Here is a 23,597-nt window from a genome sequence, read left to right as displayed (position 1 = left end):
ATAGCGATGAAACTCGTTAGTTACAATATCCGTTTTGGTCTTGGGCCTGATCAGAAAATTGATCTTGAACGCATTGCTGATACCGTAAAAGACGCCGACATCATCGCTCTGCAGGAAGTCGAGCGTTTTTGGAAGCGTAGCGGAATGACGGATCAGCCGGAAATAATTTCAAGTTATCTAAAAAAATACTATGGGCTCTACTTCCCGGCGTTTGATGTGGATGCAAGCGTGGTCAACGACGATGGCTCCATTTTAAATCGCCGCCGCCAATTTGGCCCGATGGTGATTTCGCGCTGGCCGATTCGCATGGCGCGTTACATTGTGTTTCCGAAATTGGGCACGACGGACAGTTTGACCATGGATACCGGGGCTATTGAGTGCATTGTCGATACGCCGTCGGGACCTTTAATGATTTATTCCCTTCATCTTTCTGCGGTCTCCAGTCGTGATCGCCTGATGCAAATAGATCGTTTGTTGGAATTCTACCGAAATGCGCCGGTGAGCGGCGGTTCCTGGACCGGTGGTGATGCGGCTGCCAATCCAGTCGAGCTTAAACATAGGGCTGAGCACAACTGGAGTAATGATGAGCCTATTCCGATCATACCCAAAGAAGCTGTTGTGATGGGTGACTTTAACATGATGCCCGATGGCGAAGAATACAACAGGATGGTTGGTGCGCCAGACCCTTTCGTCGGTCGGGTTGGACATCTGGACAGTTTTCTTGATAGCTGGACTGTGGCCCGGGAGCGCTCAAATGATCGCAGCAGTTGGTTCCCTGATCCGTGCGAACGTGAACCGGGTTATCCGACATGCTTGGATTACTGTTTCATTTCGCCGCATTTGTCACAAAAGGTCGCACGAGTATGGGTCGACCAGGACGTGCTTGGTTCAGATCATAAGCCAGTTTGGGTTGAACTGGACTTCTGATTCGTGCGTATTGTCGTTGCGCGCTGGCGCGCTGATGAGGCGGCAGCAACACTGTCAAATCGCTCAAGCGCCACGCGCAAGAGGATGGCGGCGACATGATCAAACTTTTCCTGCAAAGACTTTTGCTCGGATTACTTACGCTGGTGTTTGTCTCCGGCATTGTGTTCGTTACGGTGGAAGCCTTGCCTGGCGATGCCTGTACGGCCTATCTGGGGCGAATGGCCACGGGCACACGCCTGGACAACTGCCGCAGGGATTTCGGGGTCGATCGTCCGGCCCTGACACGCTATGCCGAATGGACGCTTGGGGCGCTGCAGGGCGACCTCGGCATGTCGCTGAAGCGCAATAAACCGATCTCCGACATCATCGGCACACGTCTTCGCAATACCCTCGTTCTTGGCCTGAGCGCAACGCTTATCGGCGTTCCAATCGCCATTTTTCTGGGAATTATTGCGGGCCTCTGGCGCGACCGATCGCCGGACTTGTGGGTTTCAACCATAGCGATTTTCGCCATGACCATTCCCGAGTTCGTGAGTTCGACACTCTTGATTTTGGTATTCAGCGTCTGGCTTGGCTGGTTTCCAGGCATCGTAACAACGCCGCCCAATGCCCCGCTAGTCGAATTCCTGTCGGATATTATACTTCCCATCATCGCGCTCGCACTGGTCATGACGGCTCATATCCTGCGCATGGTTCGCACCAGCGTGATCGATGTCATGGCCAGTGATTATGTGCAAATGGCGCGGCTTAAAGGCGTTCCTTACTGGAGAATGGTTTTCAGGCATGTGCTGCCAAACGCTTTGTTGCCGACGATCAACCTGGTCGCTTTGACCATTGCATGGCTGTTGGGAGGGGTTGTGGTCATCGAGGTGGTGTTTAATTATCCCGGTCTCGGTCGCTTGACGATTGATGCCATATCGGATCGCGATCTCGCATTAGTACAAGCCATTGCGCTGGTTTTGGCGGCTGTTTACATTGGTCTTAACCTGTTTGCGGATTTATTGACACTGGTTGCCAATCCGCGGCTCAGGACGATGCGGCATTAAACTATGGCACCATGAACACCATAACCGCCATTAAACAAGAAAATGTATGGGTTAAACTGCTGAATGTTTTGGCGGCGATGGCATCTCGACCCTCTGGTCTGGTCGGGCTCTGTCTGGTGGGTTTCCACATTGTTCTGGCGATTCTGTCACCGGCCCTGGTGCCTTACGATTTTACGGCGATGGATGCTCAGGCGATCCTCAGCGGACCTTCGACCAAACACTGGTTAGGCACCGATAACCTGGGGCGCGATATTCTTACGCGAACCATGTTAGGCGGCCAACAGGCGCTTATGGTGACCAGTGTCGCAACTGTGCTCGCTATCGCCTGGGGCGGTCTGTTAGGGGTAATGCTGGGGCTCATCGGCGGCTGGCTAGAGAACATCGTTATGCGTTTCGTTGATGCCTTCCTAGCGATTCCATGGATATTGTTCCTGCTGTTGATCGTTTCTGTTATTGGTCTCGGTGTTGGCGTATTGATCCTGACTTTGGCATTTTTTTACGGCATCCCGGTGGTGCGAATGTCGCGTGCAGCAACCCACGATGTGGTGGCGCTTGATTATATTACGGCCGCCAGGGCACGAGGTGAATCAAGAACAACAATCGTAAAAAAAGAACTGTTGCCCAACGTGCTGGATGTTTTGCTGGTCGAGGCCGCCATGCGCTGGTCATGGATGTTGCTAGCGTTTAGTTCGCTGTCGTTTCTCGGCTTTGGCGTTGCGCCGCCGACAGCGGATTGGGGCTTGATGATTGCTGGCGCGCGCAGCTTCATGTCTTTTGCGCCATGGGCGGTGCTGGCGCCTGTGGTTGCTCTCAGCTCTTTGATTATCGGCATCAACTTAAGCGCGGATGCATTAGCCAAGGCTCTGGGCATCGATCGCGCGCAAAAGGCGCCGGTATAGAATTTATGCCGAATGACCCGCTGATTCAGGTAAAAGATCTCAGCGTCGGATTTACCAGTCGTGCGGGCAGCACGCTGCCAATCCTGCGCAACATCGATCTGTCGCTGCGCACCGGGGATACGATTGGACTGGTGGGCGAGTCGGGTTGCGGCAAAAGCACGCTGGCCCTGGCCATGATGGGTTACCTGAAAACCGGCTTGCGCGTATTGGGCGGGGAAAGTGATTTTAAGGGACACAATGTGTTCGATCTCGACCATAAAGCGCTGGAAGCTATTCGCGGCGGCGATTTGGCTCTGATTCCGCAGAATGCCGGCCAGTCGTTGACGCCGACAATGCGGATTGGGCAACAGATCAATGAAGCCTTGTTGCTGCACACCAAATTCTCAAAAGATCAGTGGCGCAGGCGTTGTATTGAAGTCCTGACACAAGTTCGTCTGCCACAGCCGGAGATCCTGTTGGCGCGCTACCCGCACGAGCTTTCTGGCGGACAGCAGCAACGTGTTGCGATTGCCGTGGCGCTGGCGGGTGAACCGGACGTTTTATTGCTGGATGAGCCAACCACCGGACTCGATGTAACCACGCAGGCGCACGTGCTGGCGTTGTTGCGCGCGCTGGCGGCAGAGACCGGAACGGCTATGGTTTATGTCAGTCACGACCTGGGGGCTATCGCCCAAGTCTGTGATTCGGTCGTGGTCATGTACGCGGGAGAAATAATCCTTAGTGGCACAGTGCGTCGGGTGCTGAAGCACCCTGGTCACCCCTATGCACGCGGGCTGCTTTCATCAATTCCACGATTAAGCCAAGCCTTTGTGCCAGCTGCAATGCCCGGGCGACCGCCGGCTCCGGGTGCAGCCGGGAATGGTTGCGGGTTTGTCGATCGCTGTCCCTTGGCTGAACAACGCTGCCGCGATGAGCGGCCAGTATTAGAAGCCGGGATAGCCGGAGAAAGGGTGCGTTGCCATTTTCATCAGCGCCTGCAACAGCTCTCGCCTCCTGAACCGCCAAATCGACCCAAGCGCATCAATCCGGATCAAGCGGACATCATTTTACGGCTCGAAGATGTGGCCATCAGTTATTGCAAACCCGGTTTTTTTGAAAAAATTCGGGGACATGAATCAAGGGTTCCGCCGACGGTCGATAGGGTTGATGCGACTATTCGCAAAGGCGAGACTATTGGACTCGTGGGCGAATCTGGAAGTGGCAAGTCGACCCTGCTGCGGGCGATTGCTGGTTTGCAACCGCTGTTGAAAGGTTCCATTGAGTTTGAAACGACCACAAACCTGAATACTTCCGTCGATAATCGCGCACCAGACACCTTGAGAAGAATACAGCTTATTTTTCAAAATCCAGACTCTTCCCTAAATCCGCGCCAGACAGTGGGCGAGATTTTGGCTCAACCCCTGAAACTTTACTTTGGGCTTCAGGGCGAGGCATTGCGTGAGCGTATCGAAGCCTTGCTGATTCGCGTGCGTCTGCGGGTGGATTATATCGGGCATCTTCCCAGCCAGCTATCCGGTGGTGAAAAGCAACGTGTTGCAGTGGCACGCGCTTTCGCGGCCGAACCGGATCTGGTTTTGTGCGATGAGGTAACCTCCGCCCTGGATGTCTCGGTTCAGGCGGCGGTGCTCGAGTTGCTAACCGAACTTCAGTCAGACCGGACGACCACTTATATTTTTGTTTCCCATGACCTGTCGGTGGTCCGTGCTGTGGCCGATCGGGTGGCGGTGCTGTACCAGGGCCGGCTATGTGAACTAGGACCTGCGGGAAAAGTATATGACTTGCCTGCTCATCCCTACACGGAAGCCCTGCTCGGCGCGGTGCTGGAACCTGATCCCGGCACTGCGCCCAGGTTGGTGGCCGAAGATATCCTTGAACTCTCGCCGCCCGCGTCTGGATGCCCGTTTCAACGGCGTTGTTCGAGGCGAATTGGAGAGATATGCGACCGTGAAACACCACCCTGGCGGCTTGCTGATCAAAACCACGCCATCGCCTGCCATATCCCCCTTGATGAATTGCGGGCTATGCAGAAACAGACCGGTATTGCGCCTGCGACTTAAGTAAACTGAATATTAAATCCTGAGTTTTATTTGAGAGTATGGACGAGAGGATGGGCATGATGTTCGAAAGATCATCGCGCCCGCGCGTTGAGATTGATATGTATGAGAGAATCGGGCGCGGATATTGAGGCCGGGCTGTGACTATCTGGTACGCAATGTGATATGCGAAAACCAGGCGACAGACCGCGTATCCGTTTCGTCTGAATCGCAAAATACCGCGATATGTGTCAGACGAGGCTGCTCGCCATCTTTCCAAATTTTGCGGTAGATCTCCCGCAGATCCAGCCTTTCCTCGAACCAGCGTCCAACCAATTTCGGGTCTCCGCCATTGGCGGTGTAATGATGAAAATCACCGATGACTTTGTATTGGCCGGCACGAAATTCCTTGTTCCCCCAGATGATTTCAAAGGCTCGAGGCTCTCCCTTGGCAGTTTTGAGCGTCACCAACAGACGGGCCGGATGATCGTCGCCCTCGGGCAATTTTTCGCTGACCGTGCTGGTGATGGGCACCTCGACCAACCATTTCCAGGTCAGGATCGGGTACTGAGCCAAATCGATATCCAGGTCCCGACCCAACATCGATGCGCTATTATCGGTCTCGAAACGCATCGCCGGGACACCTTGATAGGTGCCAAACGAATACTTCATCGGCACTCGCGTAAAAAATTCGTTTTTTACCCAATCATTGGGTAGCGGATGCAACGGCTTGGCGACGGAGAAATCCATCACTATCAACGCATCTTCGCCGTTCCCGACCAACGGTTCCGGCTTCTCCCCGGCGCAGCCAAACAACAAGCCCAGCGCCAAGGTTCCGAGAATCCGCGATAATCTATTCATTAATACATGCTATCTGATAGACTCCTGTCAATCAAGCGATACGGTTGACAGCGACAGTTATGATTGAACTGCTGTAAAATTACGAATGAACCCTATCATGAACCACGACATAGTCCAGTCCGCCATTCGCGCAAAGTTGCGCCGGTTTTCGCCGACCCACCTCGCGGTCGCGAATGAAAGCTTTATGCACAACGTCCCGGACGGCGCCGAGTCGCATTTTAACATCACCGTGGTGTCCGAGCAATTTGCGGGCAAAACGCCGGTCGCCCGCCATCGTATGGTGAACGCCGCGCTGGCCGAGGAGTTGGCCGGAACCATCCACGCGCTGGCGTTGCATACCCTGACCCCGGACGAGTGGTTCGAGCAGGGCGGACCAACCCCGGATTCCCCGCCTTGCCTCGGCGGCTCGAAAAGCGACAAAAGTTCGCGATGACGCGATGATGCTCGTGAACACTAAAGCGAAATAAAATTATGGCATGGTGGGGAAAAGTTGTCGGCGGCACGTTTGGATTTCTTCTTGGCGGACCAATCGGCGCGCTGTTAGGGGCGTCATTAGGGCACCGGATAGACCGAGGTTTTAGCCAAAGCGATCAACGCCAACGTTATTTTCCCGGCGATCAGGAGCGCACTCAGGCGGCATTTTTCACCGCGACCTTTTCGGTCATGGGGCATATCGCCAAAGTGGACGGCAAGGTTTCAGCGGATGAGATATCACTGGCCAACCAATTAATGAATCATATGCAGTTGGGCAAGGCGCAGAAAAAAGCGGCCATCAAATTATTCGATCGCGGCAAGCGCCCGGAATTCGATCTGGTCGGCGTTTTGATGCAGTTTCGCCAGGAATGTCATCGCCGCTCCACTTTGTTGCGCATGTTTCTCGAAATCCAGGTGCAAGTGGCATTCGCGGATGGCCGATTAGATCCGCAGGAAAACATCATCTTGCGCGAGATTGCCCAAGCCTTAGGTTTTCGGCATTCCGATTTGCAAACGATCATTGAAATGATTCGCGGCGGCTCCCAACCGACCCAAAAAGGCGCCGATCTTGACCCCTACAAAGTTCTGGGCGTGACCCCCCAAACCCCATTCAATGAAATCAAAAAAGCCTATCGCCGATTACTCAGCCAGCATCATCCGGATAAATTGGTATCCAAAGGACTGCCGCCAGAGATGGTGAAACTGGCCAACGAAAAAACCCATGAAATTCGCATGGCATGGCAACGAGTCCAGGACATTCATAAAGGAGATTCATAAGAGCGAATGACCGCGCGCGCGGTTGGCGCAGTTTCACAACCGCACCGGTTTTTGTTGTATCATCCGCCCGCTTTGGAAAGGCGGTCAGGCAGGGCGTGGTCACCCAAATTTAGAGCAAATTCAACACAATAAGCCATGACAGAATTATCACATTATAGAAATATCGGCATCTTCGCGCATGTGGATGCCGGCAAAACGACCACGACGGAGAGAATATTAAGCCTCACCGGCAAGATTCACAAAATAGGGGAGGTGCACGACGGCGAAGCGACCACGGATTTCATGGATCAGGAGCGCGAGCGCGGCATTACCATACAGTCTGCGGCGACCAGCGCATTTTGGGATGAGCATCGCTTGAACATTATTGACACGCCGGGCCATGTTGATTTCACCATTGAAGTTTATCGGTCATTAAAAGTGCTGGACGGCGGCATTGGGGTGTTTTGCGGTTCCGGCGGCGTCGAACCGCAATCTGAAACCAACTGGCGTTATGCCAATGATTCAGAAGTCGCGCGCATTATTTTCGTCAATAAACTGGATCGCATTGGCGCTGATTTTTATCGCGTGGTCGCGCAAATCAAGCAAGTGCTTGGCGCGCAGCCGTTGGTGATGGTTTTGCCCATAGGCATCGAAGATGACTTTACCGGCGTGGTTGATTTATTGACCCGCAAAGCCTGGATTTGGGATGGATCCGGCGATCCTGAAAACTACCACATCGAGGAAGTGCCCGCGGATATGGTCGCTCAGGTGGAAAGCTATCGCCAAGCGTTGATTGAAACCGCGCTTGAGTACGACGATGACGCGATGGAAAAATATCTCGATGGCGAGGAACCGGATATCGATACGGTGAAAGCCTGTGTCCGCAAGGGCGCGATTGCGCTGGATTTTTTCCCCGCTTATTGCGGTTCTGCATTTAAAAACAAAGGGATTCAATTGATTCTCAATGCGGTGGTCGATTATCTGCCCAATCCAATGGAAGTCAAGCCGCAGCCGGAAACTGATTTAGAGGGCAATGAAACAGGAGAATTTGCCATCGTTGATCCGCAAAAACCATTGCGCGCCCTGGCTTTTAAAATAATGGATGACCGATTCGGCGCGCTCACGTTTCTGCGTATTTATGCCGGCAGGATTAGCAAAGGCTCGAATGTGTTAAACACCGCCACGGGCAAAACCGAGCGCATTGGGCGGATTGTGGAAATGCATGCCAATTCCCGCGCAGAGCGCAGTTCGGCTCAAGCGGGCGACATTGTCGCCGTGTTAGGGATGAAAAATGTTAAGACCGGGCATACGCTGTGCGACCCGAACCATCCCGCAACCCTGGAGCCAATGGTTTTCCCGGACCCGGTCATTTCCATGTCGGTGAATCCTAAAGACAAAAGCGCTTCGGAGAAGCTGGGCGTGGCCCTCGGCAAAATGATATGGGAGGATCCATCGTTTCATGTCGTGACCGACGTCGACAGCGGCGAGACCATTCTCAAAGGAATGGGCGAGTTGCATTTGGACATCAAAGTGGATTTGCTCAGGCGCACGCACGGAGTTGACGTCGAAGTCGGCAAGCCGCAAGTCGCCTATCGTGAAACCATTACCCAAAGAGTCGAAGACACATATACGCACAAAAAACAAACCGGCGGCGCTGGTCAATTTGGACGAATCGATTACATCATCGAACCGGGAGAGGTCGGCTCGGGCTACCTGTTTGAATCCAAAGTAACCGGCGGAAATGTGCCGCGGGAATTTTGGCCGGCAGTCGATAAAGGCTTTGCCGGATGCATGGAGCTCGGCGTCTTGGCCGGCTATCCTTGCATCGATGTCAAAGTAACCTTAACGGATGGCGCGTTCCACGCCGTGGATTCATCCGCGGTGGCGTTTGAGTTGGCGGCGCGGGCGGCCTATCGTCAATCCATGGTTAAAGCGGGTCCGCAACTGCTGGAACCGATTATGAAAGTGGATGTGTTCACCCCGCGACAGCATGTTGGCGACGTGATCGGCGATCTAAATCGCCGCCGTGGAATGATTAAGTCGCAGGATGCCGGTCCTGCGGGGGTGCGCATCAAGGGCGATCTTCCGTTAGCGGATATGTTTGGTTACATCGGCGATTTGCGCACCATCACGTCCGGGCGCGGCCAGTTTTCCATGGAATTTTCTCACTACATGCCGTGCCCGAAGAATGTGGCCGAAGAAGTGATTAAGGAGGCGCGGGAAAGAAACGCCGCAAAGTAATCCGCATCAACAGGCGCTCAGGCAAACTCAGGTCAATGCTTATGCCAATGCTCAGGTCAATGCTCAGGTCAATGCTCAGGTCAATGCTCAGGTCAATGCTCAGGTCAATGCTCAGGCAAAGATGCCGAAATCCCGAAGCGATCTCCCATGCGGTATAAGTTCAGGTACCGCTGGCGCCTTTTTGCAATTATAATTGATTAAAGATAGTTAGTAGGGGTATCGGTATGAAAGTGGTGGCTGCAAAATTTCCCGCGAATAAATTCAGCGATGAAGAATGGCGGGTCAGACAAGATCTGGCGGCCTGTTACCGGTTGTTTGTCCATTACGGCTGGACCGACCTGATTTTCACGCATCTCAGCGCGCGCGTGCCGCAGCATGGCGATCAATACCTTATCAATCCTTACGGCTTGCTGTTCTCCGAAATCACCGCCAGTAATTTGATCAAGGTTGATTTTGCAGGCCATGTCCTGCAAGGAGACTACCCGTACAATGCGGCCGGTCACTCGATTCACACCGCCATCCTGAAAGCCCGTCCGGATGTGAATGCGGTGCTGCATAGCCATACGCGGGCGGGCATGGCGGTGTCCTGCATGGAATGCGGCTTGTTGCCGTTGACCCAACAAGCCAACGAAGTCGGCGGCATCGTGTGCTATCACAAATATGGGGTGGTGCCAAATGATCAGCCGGGTGATCAGCCGGGTGATCAGCCGGGTAATCAACCAGGCAATCAAGAAGAATGCCGAAAACTCGGCGAAGATATGGCGGACAAATGGTTGATGATCATGCACAACCACGGACTGCTCGCCGCTGGGAGAACGGTCGCAGAAGCTTTCTACCATCTATACACGCTGGAAAACGCCTGCAAGGTGCAAGTGGATGTGATGAGTTCCGGCGCCAAACACTGGCTGCCGGAAGCCGGCGCGGTCAAACAACTCAATGATTATGGCGCGCCGCCGCCACAAGCCCCGGGGGATTTTGTGACGCGCTCATGGGAGGCGGTGATCAGGATGCTGGATCGGCAGGATCCCGCTTACAAGCAATGACGGTTTTTTCAAAATCTGTCCGACATGGGTGAAGCGATGGCGGATATCGCGCTGACCGCAGAGCGCAAAACGATCTCCCGCGCTATGCAAAAGCGCTCATCTTGCGCCATATCTTGAACCTTCCGGCGCTTTTTGGAAAAATGCCACACCATTAAAATGGCCGTGCAAATGACCGGGCAAAATTATATTTTCGACATTACCCCGCAGTCATTTAATGCCATGGTGCTGGAAAATTCAATAAAGGGGCCGGTGCTGCTCTATCATTGGTCGGAACATGCCGCGCCTTGCATGAAGTTATTGCCGCGACTGGTGAAACTCGCGGATGACTACGGCGGCCGATTTTTATTGATGCTGATTGATACCGATCGGTTCAAGAATTTTTCCAATGACCAAGGGGTGATCAGCATCCCAACGGTGCAAGTTTATTTCCGAGAGAAAATTATTGATACGATTCACGGCGCTTATTCCGAAAAACATTTTCGCTCTGCCATTGAAAAAGCGCTGCCGCGGCCACGCCATGCCCTTATTTCCGGATCAAGCGAACGCTCCCGATTTCGAGCGCAACTGGATAAAGCAAAGCGGTGGGTTGAAAACGGTGAAGTGCTTAAGGCGGCAGCCATTTTGGATAAACTGCCGGCCCAGGCCATGCAGGATCCGGAGATAGAGTTGCTTTATACGCACTTGGATATGATTCGCATGGCGCAGTTGGCGCCGGATCTCAAAACGCTGCAGAAAAATCTCATTGAGAATCCTGACGACGCCGAGGTCAAGTTCAAGATGGCGGCGCGTCATCTGGTCAACGATGAATTCGATGCCGCCTTGCAAACACTAACATCGTTGCGGGAATCCGAAAATCATCGGGTAAAATCCAGGGCGATACGCTCGACCATGGCCATATTCGCATTGCTTGGCGAGTCGCATCCGTTGGTGAAGAAACATCAATTTCCCACGAACAAGAGCATGGAAAAATTCATAGGGAATCAAAATAAATATGCCGGCCGCTAAGGCAACGCCAAGAGCGTATGCGCTGTTATCGGCCACCGCATTTTTTTGGGGCTGCAACACGATATTCGCCAAGTTGGCGGTTGGACAGGTGTCGCCGCTGTTATTGGTGAGTCTGCGTTGGCTGGGCGCAGTATTGCTGCTGTTGATATTCGCCAACAAATTATTGGCGCGCGACTGGGGCCGGCTGCGCGGCGATCTTGCCACTCTTTTGTTGATGGGCGCGCTGGGATTCACCACGTTCAACGCGTTGTTTTATATGGCGGCCCATGCCACATCCGGGCTGAATATGGGCATTATTCAAGGCTCGATCCCGGTATTCGTGCTGATCGGCGCCTTTGTCATCCACCGCACGGCAGCATCTTCATTACAAATAATCGGCGTGGCCCTGACCATCATCGGGGTCGGCCTGGTCGCTTCCGCCGGCAATTGGCAGCGGCTGACCTCGCTCACCTTGAACCGCGGCGATTATCTTATGATCATTGCTTGTTTGTTAGCCGCAGGCTACGCGCTGGCGCTTAGGCGATTTGCCTCGGTGTCGTCTTTAAGCGTGTTTTCGGTCATTGCGTTCTCGGCGTTTATCGCATCCATCCCATTGAGCGCGGTTGAATTGCTGCTGGGAAATTTGCAATGGCCGACCGCAAAAGGCTGGATCATCGTTGCCTTGGTCACCTTGTTTCCGTCATTTCTCGCGCAAATCTTTTTTATTCAAGGGGTTGCCGCCATCGGACCCGGGCGCGCTGGAATATTCGTGAATCTGGTGCCCATTTTCGCCTCCATTCTGGCGGTTTCGATATTGGGCGAGCCGTTCAAAGCCTATCACGGCATTGCCCTGGCGCTGGTTCTCGGCGGAATTTGGCTATCCGAACGCACCAACAATACGGTGGCTGGAATCAACTAAACAGCAGAGCGCTAAACAACAGCATGAAGCCGCAATTAATTTGTTCTGCTAAAATTCCTGATTTACCCTCAATCACTAGCCAACGGTCAGCATTATGAATAACGAAGTCATCATCACTTGCGCGGTTACCGGCGCCGGCGACACCACCGGTAAAAGTCATTTAATACCGATTACGCCAGAGCAAGTCGCCAATGCGGCCATTGAGGCGGCCGGCGCCGGCGCCGCGGTCGCCCATATCCATGTGCGCGACCCCGAAACCGGCAAAGGCTCGCGCGACCCGGCGTTGTTCAAGGAAGCGGTCGATCGCGTGCGCGACAGCGGCGTCGATGTCATCATCAACCTGACCGCCGGCATGGGCGGCGATTGGGTGCCGAGCGATGCCGACCCGGCCATGCCCGGCCCCGGCACCGACATGGTAGGCCCCGAAGAGCGATTGGCGCATGTGGTTGAATGTCTGCCGGATATCTGCAGCCTGGACTGCGGCACCATGATCTTCGGCAATGAAAAAGATCTTTACCTCAACACCCCGGTTTATTTACGGGCGATGGCGAAAATCACGCAGCAGTTGGGGGTCAAACCCGAACTTGAGGTTTTTGATTTCGGGCAGATACGGCTGGCGCGCGCGTTGATCGAAGCAGGCTTGATCGATGCGCCGCCGCTGTTTCAATTGTGTTTAGGGATTCCTTGGGGCGCCGGCGCTGACACCGAGACCATGGTGGCAATGAAGCAGGCATTGCCGGACAACGCGCTTTGGGCCGGGTTTGGAATTTCGCGGATGCAGATGCCGATGGTGGCGCAGGCGGTGATATTGGGCGGCAATTGCCGGGTCGGTCTTGAAGACAACATTTATCTGGACCGCGGCGTGCTGGCGACTAACGGTATGCTGGTTGAACGCGCGGTAGAGATTATCGAGCGCCTGGGCGCGAAAGTGTTGTCGGCGGACGAAGCCCGAAAAAAATTAGGCCTGAACAAAAAGTAGGCCTGAATAAACGCCGGAGAGGGCAAGTATTTTCCAGGTGTTTTCTCAGGATTGCCCGAGTGATTCTGCCCCAAGTGATTCTGATGTCGGCACTTCGCCACGCCGTCTTTTTTCCACTAAATTGTCCAACCAATCGGGATCCATTTCCGGCACCGACGACAGCAGCAACTCGGTGTACGGCGCATAGGGTGGCGCAAGAATGTCGGCTTTGGTGCCCTGTTCGACCACGCCGCCCTGATACATCACCACGATTTCATCGGCGATGGCCTTTACCGTGGCCAGATCATGCGTGATAAACAGATACGACACGTCCAGCTCTTTTTGCAGGTCGAGCAACAAATCGAGAATGCCTTCGGCGACCAGTTGGTCAAGCGCCGAGGTGACTTCGTCGCAAATAATCAGTTCCGGTTCGGCGGCCAGCGCGCGGGCGATGCAGACGCGCTGCTTCTCGCCGCCCGACAATTGCATCGGGTAGCGTTCGGCGTAGTCTTCGGGAATTTCAATTTTGCGCAGCAAGTCGAGCACGCGCTCGTCGCGTTGCTGGCCGGTGATGCCAAGATAAAATTCCAGCGGACGCCCGATGATATCCTTGATTTTGTGGCGCGGGTTCATCGCCACGTCGGCCATCTGGTAAATCATCTGAATCGATTGCAGGTCTTTTTTCGGCCGCGTCTTCAGCGTCGGCGTCAACTCGCGGCCATGAAATTTCACCGACCCCTGACTGGGCGGCAGCAGGCCGGTAATCACGCGCGCCAACGTGCTTTTGCCGCTGCCGGATTCGCCCACGATAGCGACCGTCTTGCCTTTAACAACATTGACATTGACATTGGTCAGCACATCGATGTTCGTGCCCGGATATCTGGCGGTAATGTTCTCTACATTTAACTGAATGTCTTCCTCATCTAGGCCAGTTCTGCCGACGCGCTGCGCGCGAACATTGAGCAATTTTTGCGTGTATTCCTGCTTTGGATTTGCCAGCATTTCCCGCGCATCGCCTTCCTCAATCAAATCACCGTAACGCAACACCATCATGCGATCCGCCATTTGCGCGACCACCGCCAGGTCGTGGCTGATGTAAATGGCGGCGACATTGCGCGCCTTCACCGCTTCCTTGATGGCGCCCAGCACCTCGATTTGCGTGGTCACGTCCAGCGCGGTGGTGGGTTCATCAAAAATAATAATGTCCGGGTCGGAGCCCAGCGCCATCGCGGTCATGGCGCGCTGCAGCTGCCCGCCCGATACTTGATGCGGATAGCGCTCGCCAATGTTCTCGGGGTCGGGCATGTCAAGTAGCCGGAACATTTCAACGCTGCGCTTGCGCGCTTCGGCCATGTTCATTTTGCCGTGCTGCACCGGCGATTCGGCGAACTGCTCGACCAGCGTGTGCGCCGGATTAAACGAGGCCGCCGCGCTCTGCGCCACATAGGCCACCCGGTTGCCGCGAATTTTGCGCAACTCGGCGTCGGATTTTCCGGCCAGTTCGACCCCATCGAGCTTGATCGAGCCCGACACGATGCGGCAGCCGGGCTTGGTGTATCCCAGCGCGGTCAGCCCAAAGGTTGATTTACCGGCGCCGGACTCGCCAATCAAGCCGATAATTTCGCCGCGATCCAGGGTCATCGACAGGCTGTTGACGATCGGCTTCCATTCGCCATCGATATCCGCTTCGATCAACAGGTCCTTGATTTCAAGCAGTTTTGCGTTCATCGCGTCCACCCTATTGATCATCCCGCAAGCCGCTGGCCTTGTGCACCCAACGATCGATCAGCAGGTTGATGCCAATGGTCAGCAAGGCGATGCAGGCGGCCGGTATGATCGGATGCAAAAATCCCCAGGCAATGCCATCGGCGTTGCCGCGCACCATCGCGCCCCAGTCGGCCAATGGCGGCTGCAGGCCGAGGCCGAGGAAGCTCAGGCTGGCGATCAGCAAAAACACGAAGCAAAAACGCACCCCGAACTCGGCCGCCAACGGCGTCAATGCATTGGGCAGGATTTCCTTGCGCATCAGCCACCACAAGCCCTCGCCGCGCAGCCGGGCGGCTTCAACATAGTCCATCACTTCGATGTCCATCGCCACCGCGCGCGCGATGCGAAATACCGGCAGGGCGTAAATGATGCCGATGACCAATATCAGAGTATGAGTCGCAGTGCCCACGGCGGACAGGACGATGAGCGAGGCAATCAGCGTTGGAATCGAAATGCACACGTCGACGATACGGCTTAGCGCTTGATCGACGCGGCCGCCCATGGTGGCGGCGACAAATCCGAGTATGGCGCCGGCAGTGAACGAAACCGCGGTCGAAACGATGGCCAATGCCATAGTGTTGCGCGCGCCGAAAATCAGGCGTGATAACAGGTCGCGTCCGATTTGGTCGGTGCCAAAGAAAAACTCGCCCCAAAAAAACAACCCGAGCGGTTCCCAGACATCGCCGACAATTTCACTCTCGCCATACGGCGCCAGCCAAGGCGCGAACAGGGCGCAAGTCGTGAAAAACAAGACGATGCCCAGACCAATGCGGGCGCTCAAATTGAGGTCATCCCAAATTGCAGACAAGATCTTCATCAATTATCTCCGGTGCCGCAGCCGCGGATTGGCCAGCATCGACAGCATATCCGCCAGTATAAACAACAAAACATAAGCGGCGGCAAACACCATCGCGGTGCCCTGGATGACGGGCAGGTCACGGTTCAATACGGCGTCCACGATTAGCGCGCCGAGCCCCGGGTAGACAAATACGACCTCGATAACAACCACGCCAACCACCATGTAGGCGAGATTAAGCACCACCACCTGGATAATGGGTGACCAGGCGTTGGGCAGCGCATGCTTGACGATGATTCGACCCGGGGTCAAGCCTTTCAACTTGGCCATTTCGATATACGGGCTGGCGAGCAGGCTGACGATCGAGGCCCGGGTCATGCGCATCATGTGCGCGACGGTGATTAGCGCCAGGGTTGCCACCGGCAAGGCGGACGCCTGCAAGCGTTCCAGGAACCCCATCGACGGGCTGATATTGGAAATGGCCGGCAGCCAGCCCAGTTTAACCGCGAAAATCGCCATTAAAATGTAGGCGAGAAAGAATTCGGGAGAGGATATCGTGGTCAGCGTCGTGGTTGAAATGGTGTGGTCGATGGCGGTATTGCGATACAGCGCGGCAATAACGCCCAGCAATATGCCGATGGGAACCGCAAACATGGCGGTGGTCAGCGCCAGGTAAAGCGTATTGCCTAGGCGCTTTCCGATTTGTTCCGACACCTCCCGGTTATTCGCCAGCGAAGTGCCAAAATCGCCCTGTATGACGTTGACCAACCAATTGCCGTAGCGGATGTGCATGGGGTCGTTGAGGCCAAGTTTCGCCTGACAGGCCGCGACGGTTGACGGTTCCGCGGCCTGGCCGAGTATCGCCGAGCAGACATCGCCGGATAAGGCTTCAACGCCTAAGGTGATTAGAATCGAGACGCCGAACAGGATAAAGATGCCGATGACCAGGCGTTGCAAGACGATGTCGACCAGGATATTTTTCATGGCGATAATGATGAGCGGCGGCGGCAGAGAATAAAGAGGTGGCCGGGCCCCATAACTACACCCTGACCACCTCTTCGCTTCGCGTCACATAAAACGTCTATGCAAAAATTCTACGCAGCAAGCGGTGCGCGCGGCGGCTTAAACGAACCACCAGCGAGAGATGCTGCGCGAGCCATCCAACTCAAAGTTGCCGCCCATTTTTTCGGGTCGGCCCAGTTTGTCGGAAGCGGCGTCAACGTTATTGACGAAGCAGGGAATGACCGAGCCGCCTTCATCGCGGCAAATCGACTGCATCTCGACGTAGATTGCACCGCGCTTGGCTTCGTCCAGCTCAGCCCGACCGGCCACCAGCAGCTCTTCAAATCTGGCGTTGTCCCAGAAGGTCTCGGTCCAGTTTCCGCCGGCGGCCCAACCGATGGTGAACATCCAGTCGGCGGTCGGGCGGCCGCTCCAGTAACTCGCGCTCCACGGCACTTTCATCCAGGTGTTGCTCCAGTAGCCATCGGCTGAGGCGCGCTTGACGGTCAGGTTGATATTCGCCGCCTTGAGCGACTCGGCGTACAACTGGGTGGCGTCGACTGCGCCGGCAAAGGCCGCGTCTGAGGCCGACATCTCCACATCGAGACTGTCAAGCCCGGCCTGCTTGAGATGCCATTTGGCTTTGTCGGTGTCATGCTGGCGTTGCGGCAAATCGCCGGCGTGGTAGTTTTGCGAGGTGCCGATCGGATGGTCGTTGCCAAGCGAGCCGTAGCCGCGCAATACCGTTTTCACAAAGCCTTCGCGGTCAATGCCCAGTTTCAACGCCAAGCGCACGTGATTATTATCGAACGGCGCCTGACGCACATCCATCGGGTAAGTGTAGTGCTTGGTGCTCGTGACTTGCAGAACGCTGATGCCGGGTTTTTTGTCCAGGAGGTGGGCGGTCTTCAGGTCGCAACGCACGATGGCATCAACCTGTCCGGTGGTCATGGCATTCATGCGCGCCGCCACGTCGTTGATCGCGATCGCATTGACTTCGTCGAAGTTGCCTTCGTCCGGCTTGAAGTAGTTCTTGTTGCGCACCAGATCGGCGCGCACGCCCGGCTCGAAATTCTTGAGGCTGTATGGGCCGGTGCCGACGCCAGCATGCCAGTCAATCTTGCCATCGCCGCCCACGGGACCAATGGTGATGTGGTAGTCGCTGAGCAGGAATGGGAAGTCGGCGTTGCCGCTTTCGAGTTTGAAGACGACGGTGTTCTTGCCGTCTTTTTTGATCTCGCCCATAGACTCGGCCACCGATTTGGCCGCCGAATCGGCAGCTTCGCCGCGGTGATGCTCTATTGACGCGATCACGTCATCGGCGTCCATGGTTTTGCCGTTGTGGAATGTGACGCCCTGGCGCACCTTGATCACCCAGGTCGCGGCGTCGGCGGAGGGCTCGAGGCTTTCAGCAAGTTCCGGTATTGCCTGGCCATTTGCGTTGACTTCGGTGACGCAGTTGCGAACCGCGCCCTGCGCCACATTAATCATGAAGCTGTCGCTGTTGGTGCCGGTGTCAAAATTGTCGCCGGTATTGGCGGCCGGGATGCCAATACGATACAAGCCGCCTTTCTTAGGCGCGGCATTGACCGCTTGGCTGTACAAACTCGGCGCCAGCGCGCCCACGCCCAGCGCCACGGCGCTGGTCATAAATGCGCGGCGGCTCATTTGATTTGCCGAAACTTGCGACTGCAGTTTCTTGATTTGTTTGTCTAAGCTCATGTGTATTCTCCTCCAAAAGAGATAAAAAATTATTCTCCCGGCCACAGATCATCGCGCAATTATCGCGAATGGATTGGGCGGGAGGCCTTTAGTATAATTATGACCCTGCAATACTCCACTAATCGGCGGCAAAAGTCAAGTGTCTGTATAAGTCCTTGGATTCAACCCACCTGTTGCACTTAAGAGTTGAATCCAAGGTCCACCCCCTTTGGCACTGTGGTTGATTGTGGATGAGGCAGTTTACAGGAGATTGCAGGCCGAGGCTATGATGAGGCAGGACGGTGTTGTAATCGAGTAGCCAGCCGGCCAGTTTGCGGTTGAATCCAGGCAGATCATAGAACAGTTCCTCCTCGTGATAGTCGACAAACTGTTCCTGGATGGTGCGGTTGAAGCGTTCTGCATGGGCGTTCATTTTGGGCGACCTGGGATAAGTCCACTAGTGGGTCATGCCGCGCTCATCGAGGTGTTGCTGGAAGTGTCCCATGAACTCGGAGCCGTTATCGGAGAGGATGAAGCGCGGCGGTTTTGGCAGGAGTTGACACAGTGCGTTGAGGGCGATGGCAGCTTGGCGGCTGGACTGGGTGGTGGCGGCAAAGGCGATGGCGAAGCGGGAGTGAGGGTTGATGAAGGTGAACAGGTAACGGCGCAGTCCGTCGCGCAGGCGCACCAGGGTATCGCAGGCGAACACGTGTCCGGGTTCACCACAGATGAGACAAAATCAGGCGGCCAGGGCGGGTTGCTGATAGCGCACCATCGGCGGCATCAATCCAAGCCATCGTGTGGTCGGCAAGGATTATAGGTCCGCGGGCAGCGGGCGAGTTCCGGGTTGATTGCGGTCGCCGTCAACGTTCATGCCGCCGTCGGCGCTCATAACGGCTGCCTTGGCGTTCCCGCTGGCCGCGCGGCTGCGGGCTTTCAAGGCAGCAAGCCCGGCGACCGGTCGGCCGCCTTATTCCTTAATCCCAACGCCCGCCGCCGGTCTTGCGCGCACAGGGCCAGTCCGCATCAGCTCGCCCGACCGCCTGGCGCGTGGAACCGGCGCCGTTGGGCTTGACCGACCCAGCCGTCAAACGCCGCCGGCCGGACCGGCTTCAAGCGCGCCGGCCGCGCCAGGATGCGCCCGATCGCGCTGTCAGGGGGCCAGCCCTGATCCCGGGACAACGCCTTGCAGAGCTTGCGTTCGCCGCACAGAGCCCGCCCCTGGCTTAAACAGGGGGGATGATGCTTGCGCAGAATGCTTGTTGTTCCCAAAATGATGCCAAGCTTTTTTGAACGCCGATGCGGGATGACGCTTGCGCAGAACACCTGTTGCTCCTGCCGCTCTGTCCATTGCCGACCGCGGTTGCGCTTCGGACGACGACTTTGGCTTTCCAAACCACTCCAGCCGCGCCGCCGATAACGGTCTAGCCCGCGGCGACCGACCGATGGCCTTCAGGCCTAACGCCGTCGCGCCGCCCGCTGATTCGGCTCGGCCTGGAGCCCCGGTTTCCTCATGCGCTTGCCGATTCACTAGCGGCATCGGCAATCGGCCCCACTGCGGACAGGTTTTCGCTCCTGCAAACCTGCATTTCTGCCAGCCTTGGCGGTCACAGGATTGGAGGCGCTTCGCTGTTGTTCCGCATCGGGCGGTCGCCTGTGATTCAAGTGAATGGATTTCATCTCAGGCCACCCGGTTTTTTATCCTCTTATAGCCTCATAGGTATCTGATCTTATACACAACAGTGCCGCATCAGATAATTCCCCACCTCCGCACCCCGGTCAATGCGTTTCAATTAGATGACAGGTGCTTTATACTACCTATACTCCCAAAGAGGCTTATCTGACAATCCTGAATTCCCGCAATATTTATTTTTCAGGGGATGGTGAAATAGCATGGGTCGGAAACCAAGTCCGAGAAGCCTTATTCGGATTCAGATTTTTTTAGTTAATTATTTTATGAGGAAATGAGGAGGAAATGAGAATGAGTCAAATCAAGAGATTTTGGTGTCGTATGATGCAAGTCGCCCTGATCGGGGGATTCGGCGTTGTGGCCAGTGTACTTTGGAATCCGGTGTACGCGGCGGAAATTGAAAAAATTCACTTTCTGATTCCGGGAGGCGCCGGCGGCGGATGGGATGGAACGGCTCGCGGGACCGGGGAAGCGTTAACCAAATCAGGGTTGCTGAAGCATGCGTCTTACGAAAACAGGTCCGGCGGCGGCGGTGGAAAAGCCATTGCCCACATGATTGAAACCGCAGAACGACAAAAAGGAACGCTGATGGTCAACTCCACCCCGATTGTGGTGCGTTCGATCACGGGAGTGTTTCCGTATTCGTTTCGTGATTTAACCCCCATCGCAGGAATTATCGCGGATTCCGCAGTTTTTATCGTTCAGGCGGATTCAAAGTTTCAATCCTGGCAGGATGTGGTTGCCGCTTTTAAATCGGATTCAAAAAAAGTCAAAATAGGTGGCGGTTCCGTGCCCGGGGATTTGGATCATATTGCCGTCGCCTTGGCCATGCAGGCAGCGGGTGAAAATCCTAAAAAAGTCAAATATGTTGCTTATGACGCCGGCGGGAAGGCGATGGCAGGGTTGTTATCCGGAGAGATCAATGTGTTGTCTACTGGATTTGGCGAAGCATTGGAGTTGGCGAAGTCTGGACAAGTTCGCATTCTGGCGATCACTTCCGCCACTCGTTCCAAAGACGCTCCGAATGTACCCACTGTGAAAGAATTGGGATATGACATGACCTTTGCCAACTGGCGCGGGTTTTTCGGCGCTCCGGGGTTATCCTATAACGAGGCTCAGGCCTATGCCAGTTTGCTGCGCGACATGTACGCAACGCCGGAATGGGAAACCGTTCGTGCCCGCAGAGGTTGGACCAATCAATACGTGCCCGGATTCCAATTTTATAGTTTTCTGGAAGATCAGGAAAAAGCGATTGACGGCATGTTGAGGCAATTAGGGTTTTTGCAATAAAAAAATCCCGCTCTGGATATCACGAAATGAGCAATGAATTTTAGCCAGATTCATAAAGACAAGGTCGGAGCATTGATCTTTCTGATCTTTTCCGTTGCATACGGCGTGTCTTCCCAGGATATTGAAATTCCTTTCTTTGCGGAAGAAGATGCGTTTAATTCGCGAACCTTGCCCATCGCATTGGCAATTTTAGGCGGGGCAACCTCCTTGTTGCTGTTGATTTTGCCGACTTCTTCTGGGAAAGAAGCCAGTGTCGGGGAAGCGTTTCGTGGTCTGCACTGGAAAGAAGTGGTTCTGTTGTTGATTTTGATGGTCGTCTACGGATTGACCATCAAAGTCGTCGGATTCATTGTCTCCACCACTCTTTTTTTGGCACTGGGGTTTTGGGTTTTAGGCGAAAGACGAATCAAAGTGATTCTGCTGATTTCGGTTCTTCTGGTGCTCTTCTTTTGGTATATCCTGAGCCAATTGTTGGATATATACATTGACCCGGGAAGTTTTTTCTATTTTCTGGGAGGAGTGTGATGTTAGAAGGAATTCTTGCGGGGTTATCGACCACTTTTTTACCCATCAACTTATTCTTGGTGTTGGTCGGATGTTTTGCTGGAACCTTCATTGGAATGCTACCAGGGTTGGGGCCGATTTCCGCCATTGCGTTGATGATCCCTATTACTTATGGGTTTGAACCGGCCTCCGGGATGATTCTAATGGCCGGGGTGTATTATGGCGCGATTTTCGGCGGTTCCACTTCCTCCATTCTGCTCAATGCTCCGGGAGTCGCTGGAACCGTTGCAACCGCGTTTGATGGCTATCCGCTTGCCCAACAAGGAAAAGCCGGAAAAGCTTTAGCGCTGGCGGCGTATTCTTCTTTTTCAGGGGGGACGATTGCCGCTGTTTTTTTGTTGGTTGCCGCTCCGATGCTGGCTTCAGTTTCTTTAAGTTTCCAATCTTCGGATTACTTTGCCTTGATGGTGATGGGGCTGACCGCCGTGTCCGCCTTTGCCGGCAAGGGAGGATTCTTGAAGGCGATAATGATGACGGTGCTGGGTTTGATGCTGTCGACCGTCGGGACGGATGCATCCGCCGGCATTCAACGGTTCACGTTTGGGCGCTTGGACTTGATTGATGGAGTCAGTTTTCTTCTGTTAGCGATGGCTACATTTGCTTTATCCGAAGCCTTGATGGTGATTCTCAAAAGCACAAAAATCTCGAGAAAAGCGCAACCAGCGACTCAAGGGAATCTTGGCAGCCTCAAAGTATCCAAGCAAGAATTCAAGGAAATTGCGCCCACGATCGCACGCTCTTCGGTGTTGGGTTTTTTTGTTGGGGTCTTGCCCGGAGCTGGAGCGACGATTGCGTCTTTTCTCGCCTATGGAATGGAAAGAAATTTAGCCAAAGGTCAGCATAGATCTCAATTTGGAAAGGGAAGCCTCAAAGGGCTGGTTGCGCCTGAAACCGCGAACAACGCCGCTTGTTCCGGTTCTTTTGTGCCGTTGCTCACGTTGGGAATTCCCGGTTCCGGAACCACAGCAGTGATGCTGGGGGCTTTGCTGTCTTATGGAATCCAGCCCGGCCCGCGGTTGTTTGTGGAACAGCCGCAAGTGTTTTGGTCGGTGATTATATCCATGTATATCGGCAATATCATTTTGCTGATTTTGAACCTGCCATTGATTCCTTACATCGCCAAATTATTGATGCTTCCCCAGCAACTTCTAACCCCGCTGATTTTGTTTTTTTCGTTGATTGGTGTATATTTGGTATCGTTCAATCCGTTTGACATCCAAATGATGGTCTTTTTTGCCGTGGCAGCGTTGCTCCTGAGAATTCTGGACTTTCCGATGGCGCCGATGTTATTGGGATTTGTTTTGGGGGGGATGATGGAAGAAAATCTCCGCCGCGCCCTGCTGATCAATGATGGTTCGCTTTCTTTTCTTTGGGAGCGTCCGATCACCTTAACGATTCTGATCATCACCTTGTTGACCATCCTCGCCCCTGTGGTTTCTTACTTCAAACCGGCGGCGCCCGATTAACCTAGACTAACTATAGTCAATTTCAAGATTGCCTGCATGAATTGCAGTCATTAAATCAGGATAAATAACTTGACTGGTAACGCTGAGTTGGCGAATCCACCCAATGTTGTCGAAAATGACGGCAGTAAACTGAGCAAAAAATAATTGCAAAAATAATTGCAACAATGTGATAAAAGTCAT

Annotated in this window: 20 protein-coding genes and 1 pseudogene; 14 read left to right on the top strand and 7 right to left on the bottom strand. The window is 54.4% G+C overall.

The annotated features are described in order from the left end of the window. The first annotated feature begins 6 nt into the window (after window positions 1-6). The 4 genes from ACP158_RS13670 to ACP158_RS13655 all read left to right on the top strand — a co-directional run bounded on the left by ACP158_RS13670 (window position 7) and on the right by ACP158_RS13655 (window position 4,929). Entirely contained in the window at window positions 7-927 is a 921-nt protein-coding gene (locus tag ACP158_RS13670) for an endonuclease/exonuclease/phosphatase family protein (RefSeq protein ID WP_424946662.1), read from the top strand. 95 nt (window positions 928-1,022) lie between these two features. Next, window positions 1,023-1,973, top strand: a complete 951-nt coding sequence (locus tag ACP158_RS13665; protein ID WP_424946661.1) for an ABC transporter permease — start codon at window positions 1,023-1,025, stop codon at window positions 1,971-1,973. A gap of 11 nt (window positions 1,974-1,984) precedes the next feature. Further along, window positions 1,985-2,872 carry an ABC transporter permease gene (locus ACP158_RS13660; protein WP_424946660.1) on the top strand — a complete coding sequence of 296 codons (888 nt, stop codon included), beginning with the start codon at window positions 1,985-1,987 and terminating at the stop codon, window positions 2,870-2,872. 5 nt (window positions 2,873-2,877) lie between these two features. Continuing rightward, complete coding sequence (locus tag ACP158_RS13655; protein ID WP_424946659.1) at window positions 2,878-4,929, top strand: dipeptide ABC transporter ATP-binding protein; 2,052 nt, start codon at window positions 2,878-2,880, stop codon at window positions 4,927-4,929. 141 nt (window positions 4,930-5,070) lie between these two features. On the opposite strand, the gene ACP158_RS13650 is transcribed toward ACP158_RS13655, so the two are convergent. After that, complete coding sequence (locus ACP158_RS13650) at window positions 5,071-5,766, bottom strand: DUF3047 domain-containing protein (protein ID WP_424946658.1); 696 nt, start codon at window positions 5,764-5,766, stop codon at window positions 5,071-5,073. Between the two features lie 97 nt (window positions 5,767-5,863). Between ACP158_RS13650 and ACP158_RS13645 the strand changes: the two genes are divergently transcribed. The 7 genes from ACP158_RS13645 to ACP158_RS13615 all read left to right on the top strand — a co-directional run bounded on the left by ACP158_RS13645 (window position 5,864) and on the right by ACP158_RS13615 (window position 13,162). Further along, on the top strand, window positions 5,864-6,199 hold the full coding sequence (locus tag ACP158_RS13645; protein ID WP_424946657.1) for a BolA family protein: 336 nt from the start codon (window positions 5,864-5,866) through the stop codon (window positions 6,197-6,199). A gap of 38 nt (window positions 6,200-6,237) precedes the next feature. Then, on the top strand, window positions 6,238-7,017 hold the full coding sequence (gene djlA / locus ACP158_RS13640; RefSeq protein WP_424946656.1) for a co-chaperone DjlA: 780 nt from the start codon (window positions 6,238-6,240) through the stop codon (window positions 7,015-7,017). A 135-nt stretch (window positions 7,018-7,152) separates the two neighbouring features. Next, complete coding sequence (gene fusA, locus ACP158_RS13635) at window positions 7,153-9,237, top strand: elongation factor G (RefSeq protein ID WP_424946655.1); 2,085 nt, start codon at window positions 7,153-7,155, stop codon at window positions 9,235-9,237. 224 nt (window positions 9,238-9,461) lie between these two features. Further along, window positions 9,462-10,280 carry a class II aldolase/adducin family protein gene (locus tag ACP158_RS13630; RefSeq protein WP_424946654.1) on the top strand — a complete coding sequence of 273 codons (819 nt, stop codon included), beginning with the start codon at window positions 9,462-9,464 and terminating at the stop codon, window positions 10,278-10,280. Between the two features lie 168 nt (window positions 10,281-10,448). Beyond that, the gene (locus ACP158_RS13625) at window positions 10,449-11,285 is read left to right on the top strand and encodes a tetratricopeptide repeat protein (RefSeq protein ID WP_424946653.1); all 837 of its coding nucleotides are present in this window, start codon (window positions 10,449-10,451) and stop codon (window positions 11,283-11,285) included. Continuing rightward, on the top strand, window positions 11,272-12,183 hold the full coding sequence (locus ACP158_RS13620; protein ID WP_424946652.1) for a DMT family transporter: 912 nt from the start codon (window positions 11,272-11,274) through the stop codon (window positions 12,181-12,183). Before ACP158_RS13625 ends, ACP158_RS13620 begins: the two co-directional genes overlap by 14 nt. Before the next feature lie 94 nt (window positions 12,184-12,277). Further along, entirely contained in the window at window positions 12,278-13,162 is an 885-nt protein-coding gene (locus ACP158_RS13615; RefSeq protein WP_424946651.1) for a 3-keto-5-aminohexanoate cleavage protein, read from the top strand. Between the two features lie 45 nt (window positions 13,163-13,207). On the opposite strand, the gene ACP158_RS13610 is transcribed toward ACP158_RS13615, so the two are convergent. From ACP158_RS13610 to ACP158_RS13590, 5 genes and pseudogenes are all read right to left on the bottom strand, one after another. Then, on the bottom strand, window positions 13,208-14,869 hold the full coding sequence (locus ACP158_RS13610) for an ABC transporter ATP-binding protein (RefSeq protein WP_424946650.1): 1,662 nt from the start codon (window positions 14,867-14,869) through the stop codon (window positions 13,208-13,210). A 10-nt stretch (window positions 14,870-14,879) separates the two neighbouring features. Next, window positions 14,880-15,725, bottom strand: coding sequence for an ABC transporter permease (locus ACP158_RS13605; protein WP_424946649.1), 846 nt, complete (start codon window positions 15,723-15,725; stop codon window positions 14,880-14,882). A 3-nt stretch (window positions 15,726-15,728) separates the two neighbouring features. Further along, window positions 15,729-16,688: an ABC transporter permease gene (locus ACP158_RS13600; protein ID WP_424946648.1), complete on the bottom strand. Its 960-nt coding sequence runs from the start codon at window positions 16,686-16,688 to the stop codon at window positions 15,729-15,731. Window positions 16,689-16,826: 138 nt separating this feature from the next. Beyond that, on the bottom strand, window positions 16,827-18,428 hold the full coding sequence (locus ACP158_RS13595) for an ABC transporter substrate-binding protein (RefSeq protein ID WP_424946647.1): 1,602 nt from the start codon (window positions 18,426-18,428) through the stop codon (window positions 16,827-16,829). Window positions 18,429-18,624: 196 nt separating this feature from the next. Further along, window positions 18,625-19,095, bottom strand: a pseudogene (locus ACP158_RS13590) (integrase core domain-containing protein); the annotation flags it as partial. Window positions 19,096-20,418: 1,323 nt separating this feature from the next. Between ACP158_RS13590 and ACP158_RS13585 the strand changes: the two are divergent. The 3 genes from ACP158_RS13585 to ACP158_RS13575 are packed head-to-tail and all read left to right on the top strand — an operon-like array spanning window position 20,419 to window position 23,417. Continuing rightward, window positions 20,419-21,387, top strand: a complete 969-nt coding sequence (locus ACP158_RS13585; protein WP_424948473.1) for a tripartite tricarboxylate transporter substrate binding protein — start codon at window positions 20,419-20,421, stop codon at window positions 21,385-21,387. 33 nt (window positions 21,388-21,420) lie between these two features. After that, the gene (locus ACP158_RS13580; RefSeq protein ID WP_424946646.1) at window positions 21,421-21,912 is read left to right on the top strand and encodes a tripartite tricarboxylate transporter TctB family protein; all 492 of its coding nucleotides are present in this window, start codon (window positions 21,421-21,423) and stop codon (window positions 21,910-21,912) included. Beyond that, window positions 21,912-23,417, top strand: coding sequence for a tripartite tricarboxylate transporter permease (locus ACP158_RS13575; RefSeq protein WP_424946645.1), 1,506 nt, complete (start codon window positions 21,912-21,914; stop codon window positions 23,415-23,417). The genes ACP158_RS13580 and ACP158_RS13575 overlap by 1 nt, the downstream gene beginning before the upstream one ends. A 6-nt stretch (window positions 23,418-23,423) precedes the next feature. Here the strand turns inward: ACP158_RS13575 and ACP158_RS13570 are convergent, their stop codons facing one another. Beyond that, a complete protein-coding gene (locus ACP158_RS13570; RefSeq protein ID WP_424946644.1) occupies window positions 23,424-23,597 on the bottom strand; it encodes a hypothetical protein in 174 nt (57 codons plus the stop codon).

It is taken from the genome of Candidatus Spongiihabitans sp., assembly GCF_965247905.1.
Taxonomy (GTDB): domain Bacteria; phylum Pseudomonadota; class Gammaproteobacteria; order Arenicellales; family Poriferihabitantaceae; genus Spongiihabitans.
This window is presented reverse-complemented; position numbering and strand designations above follow the sequence as displayed.

Coding starts and splice junctions, on each gene's coding strand:
- ACP158_RS13610 (WP_424946650.1), bottom strand. CDS start 14,869: ATGAACGCAAAACTGCTTGAAATCAAGGACCTGTTGATCGAAGCGGAT.
- ACP158_RS13660 (WP_424946660.1), top strand. CDS start 1,985: ATGAACACCATAACCGCCATTAAACAAGAAAATGTATGGGTTAAACTG.
- ACP158_RS13645 (WP_424946657.1), top strand. CDS start 5,864: ATGAACCACGACATAGTCCAGTCCGCCATTCGCGCAAAGTTGCGCCGG.
- ACP158_RS13630 (WP_424946654.1), top strand. CDS start 9,462: ATGAAAGTGGTGGCTGCAAAATTTCCCGCGAATAAATTCAGCGATGAA.
- ACP158_RS13595 (WP_424946647.1), bottom strand. CDS start 18,428: ATGAGCTTAGACAAACAAATCAAGAAACTGCAGTCGCAAGTTTCGGCA.
- djlA (WP_424946656.1), top strand. CDS start 6,238: ATGGCATGGTGGGGAAAAGTTGTCGGCGGCACGTTTGGATTTCTTCTT.
- ACP158_RS13570 (WP_424946644.1), bottom strand. CDS start 23,597: ATGACTTTTATCACATTGTTGCAATTATTTTTGCAATTATTTTTTGCT.
- ACP158_RS13585 (WP_424948473.1), top strand. CDS start 20,419: ATGATGCAAGTCGCCCTGATCGGGGGATTCGGCGTTGTGGCCAGTGTA.
- ACP158_RS13605 (WP_424946649.1), bottom strand. CDS start 15,725: ATGAAGATCTTGTCTGCAATTTGGGATGACCTCAATTTGAGCGCCCGC.
- ACP158_RS13670 (WP_424946662.1), top strand. CDS start 7: ATGAAACTCGTTAGTTACAATATCCGTTTTGGTCTTGGGCCTGATCAG.
- ACP158_RS13655 (WP_424946659.1), top strand. CDS start 2,878: ATGCCGAATGACCCGCTGATTCAGGTAAAAGATCTCAGCGTCGGATTT.
- ACP158_RS13625 (WP_424946653.1), top strand. CDS start 10,449: ATGACCGGGCAAAATTATATTTTCGACATTACCCCGCAGTCATTTAAT.
- ACP158_RS13665 (WP_424946661.1), top strand. CDS start 1,023: ATGATCAAACTTTTCCTGCAAAGACTTTTGCTCGGATTACTTACGCTG.
- ACP158_RS13600 (WP_424946648.1), bottom strand. CDS start 16,688: ATGAAAAATATCCTGGTCGACATCGTCTTGCAACGCCTGGTCATCGGC.
- ACP158_RS13620 (WP_424946652.1), top strand. CDS start 11,272: ATGCCGGCCGCTAAGGCAACGCCAAGAGCGTATGCGCTGTTATCGGCC.
- ACP158_RS13615 (WP_424946651.1), top strand. CDS start 12,278: ATGAATAACGAAGTCATCATCACTTGCGCGGTTACCGGCGCCGGCGAC.
- ACP158_RS13650 (WP_424946658.1), bottom strand. CDS start 5,766: ATGAATAGATTATCGCGGATTCTCGGAACCTTGGCGCTGGGCTTGTTG.
- fusA (WP_424946655.1), top strand. CDS start 7,153: ATGACAGAATTATCACATTATAGAAATATCGGCATCTTCGCGCATGTG.
- ACP158_RS13575 (WP_424946645.1), top strand. CDS start 21,912: ATGTTAGAAGGAATTCTTGCGGGGTTATCGACCACTTTTTTACCCATC.
- ACP158_RS13580 (WP_424946646.1), top strand. CDS start 21,421: ATGAATTTTAGCCAGATTCATAAAGACAAGGTCGGAGCATTGATCTTT.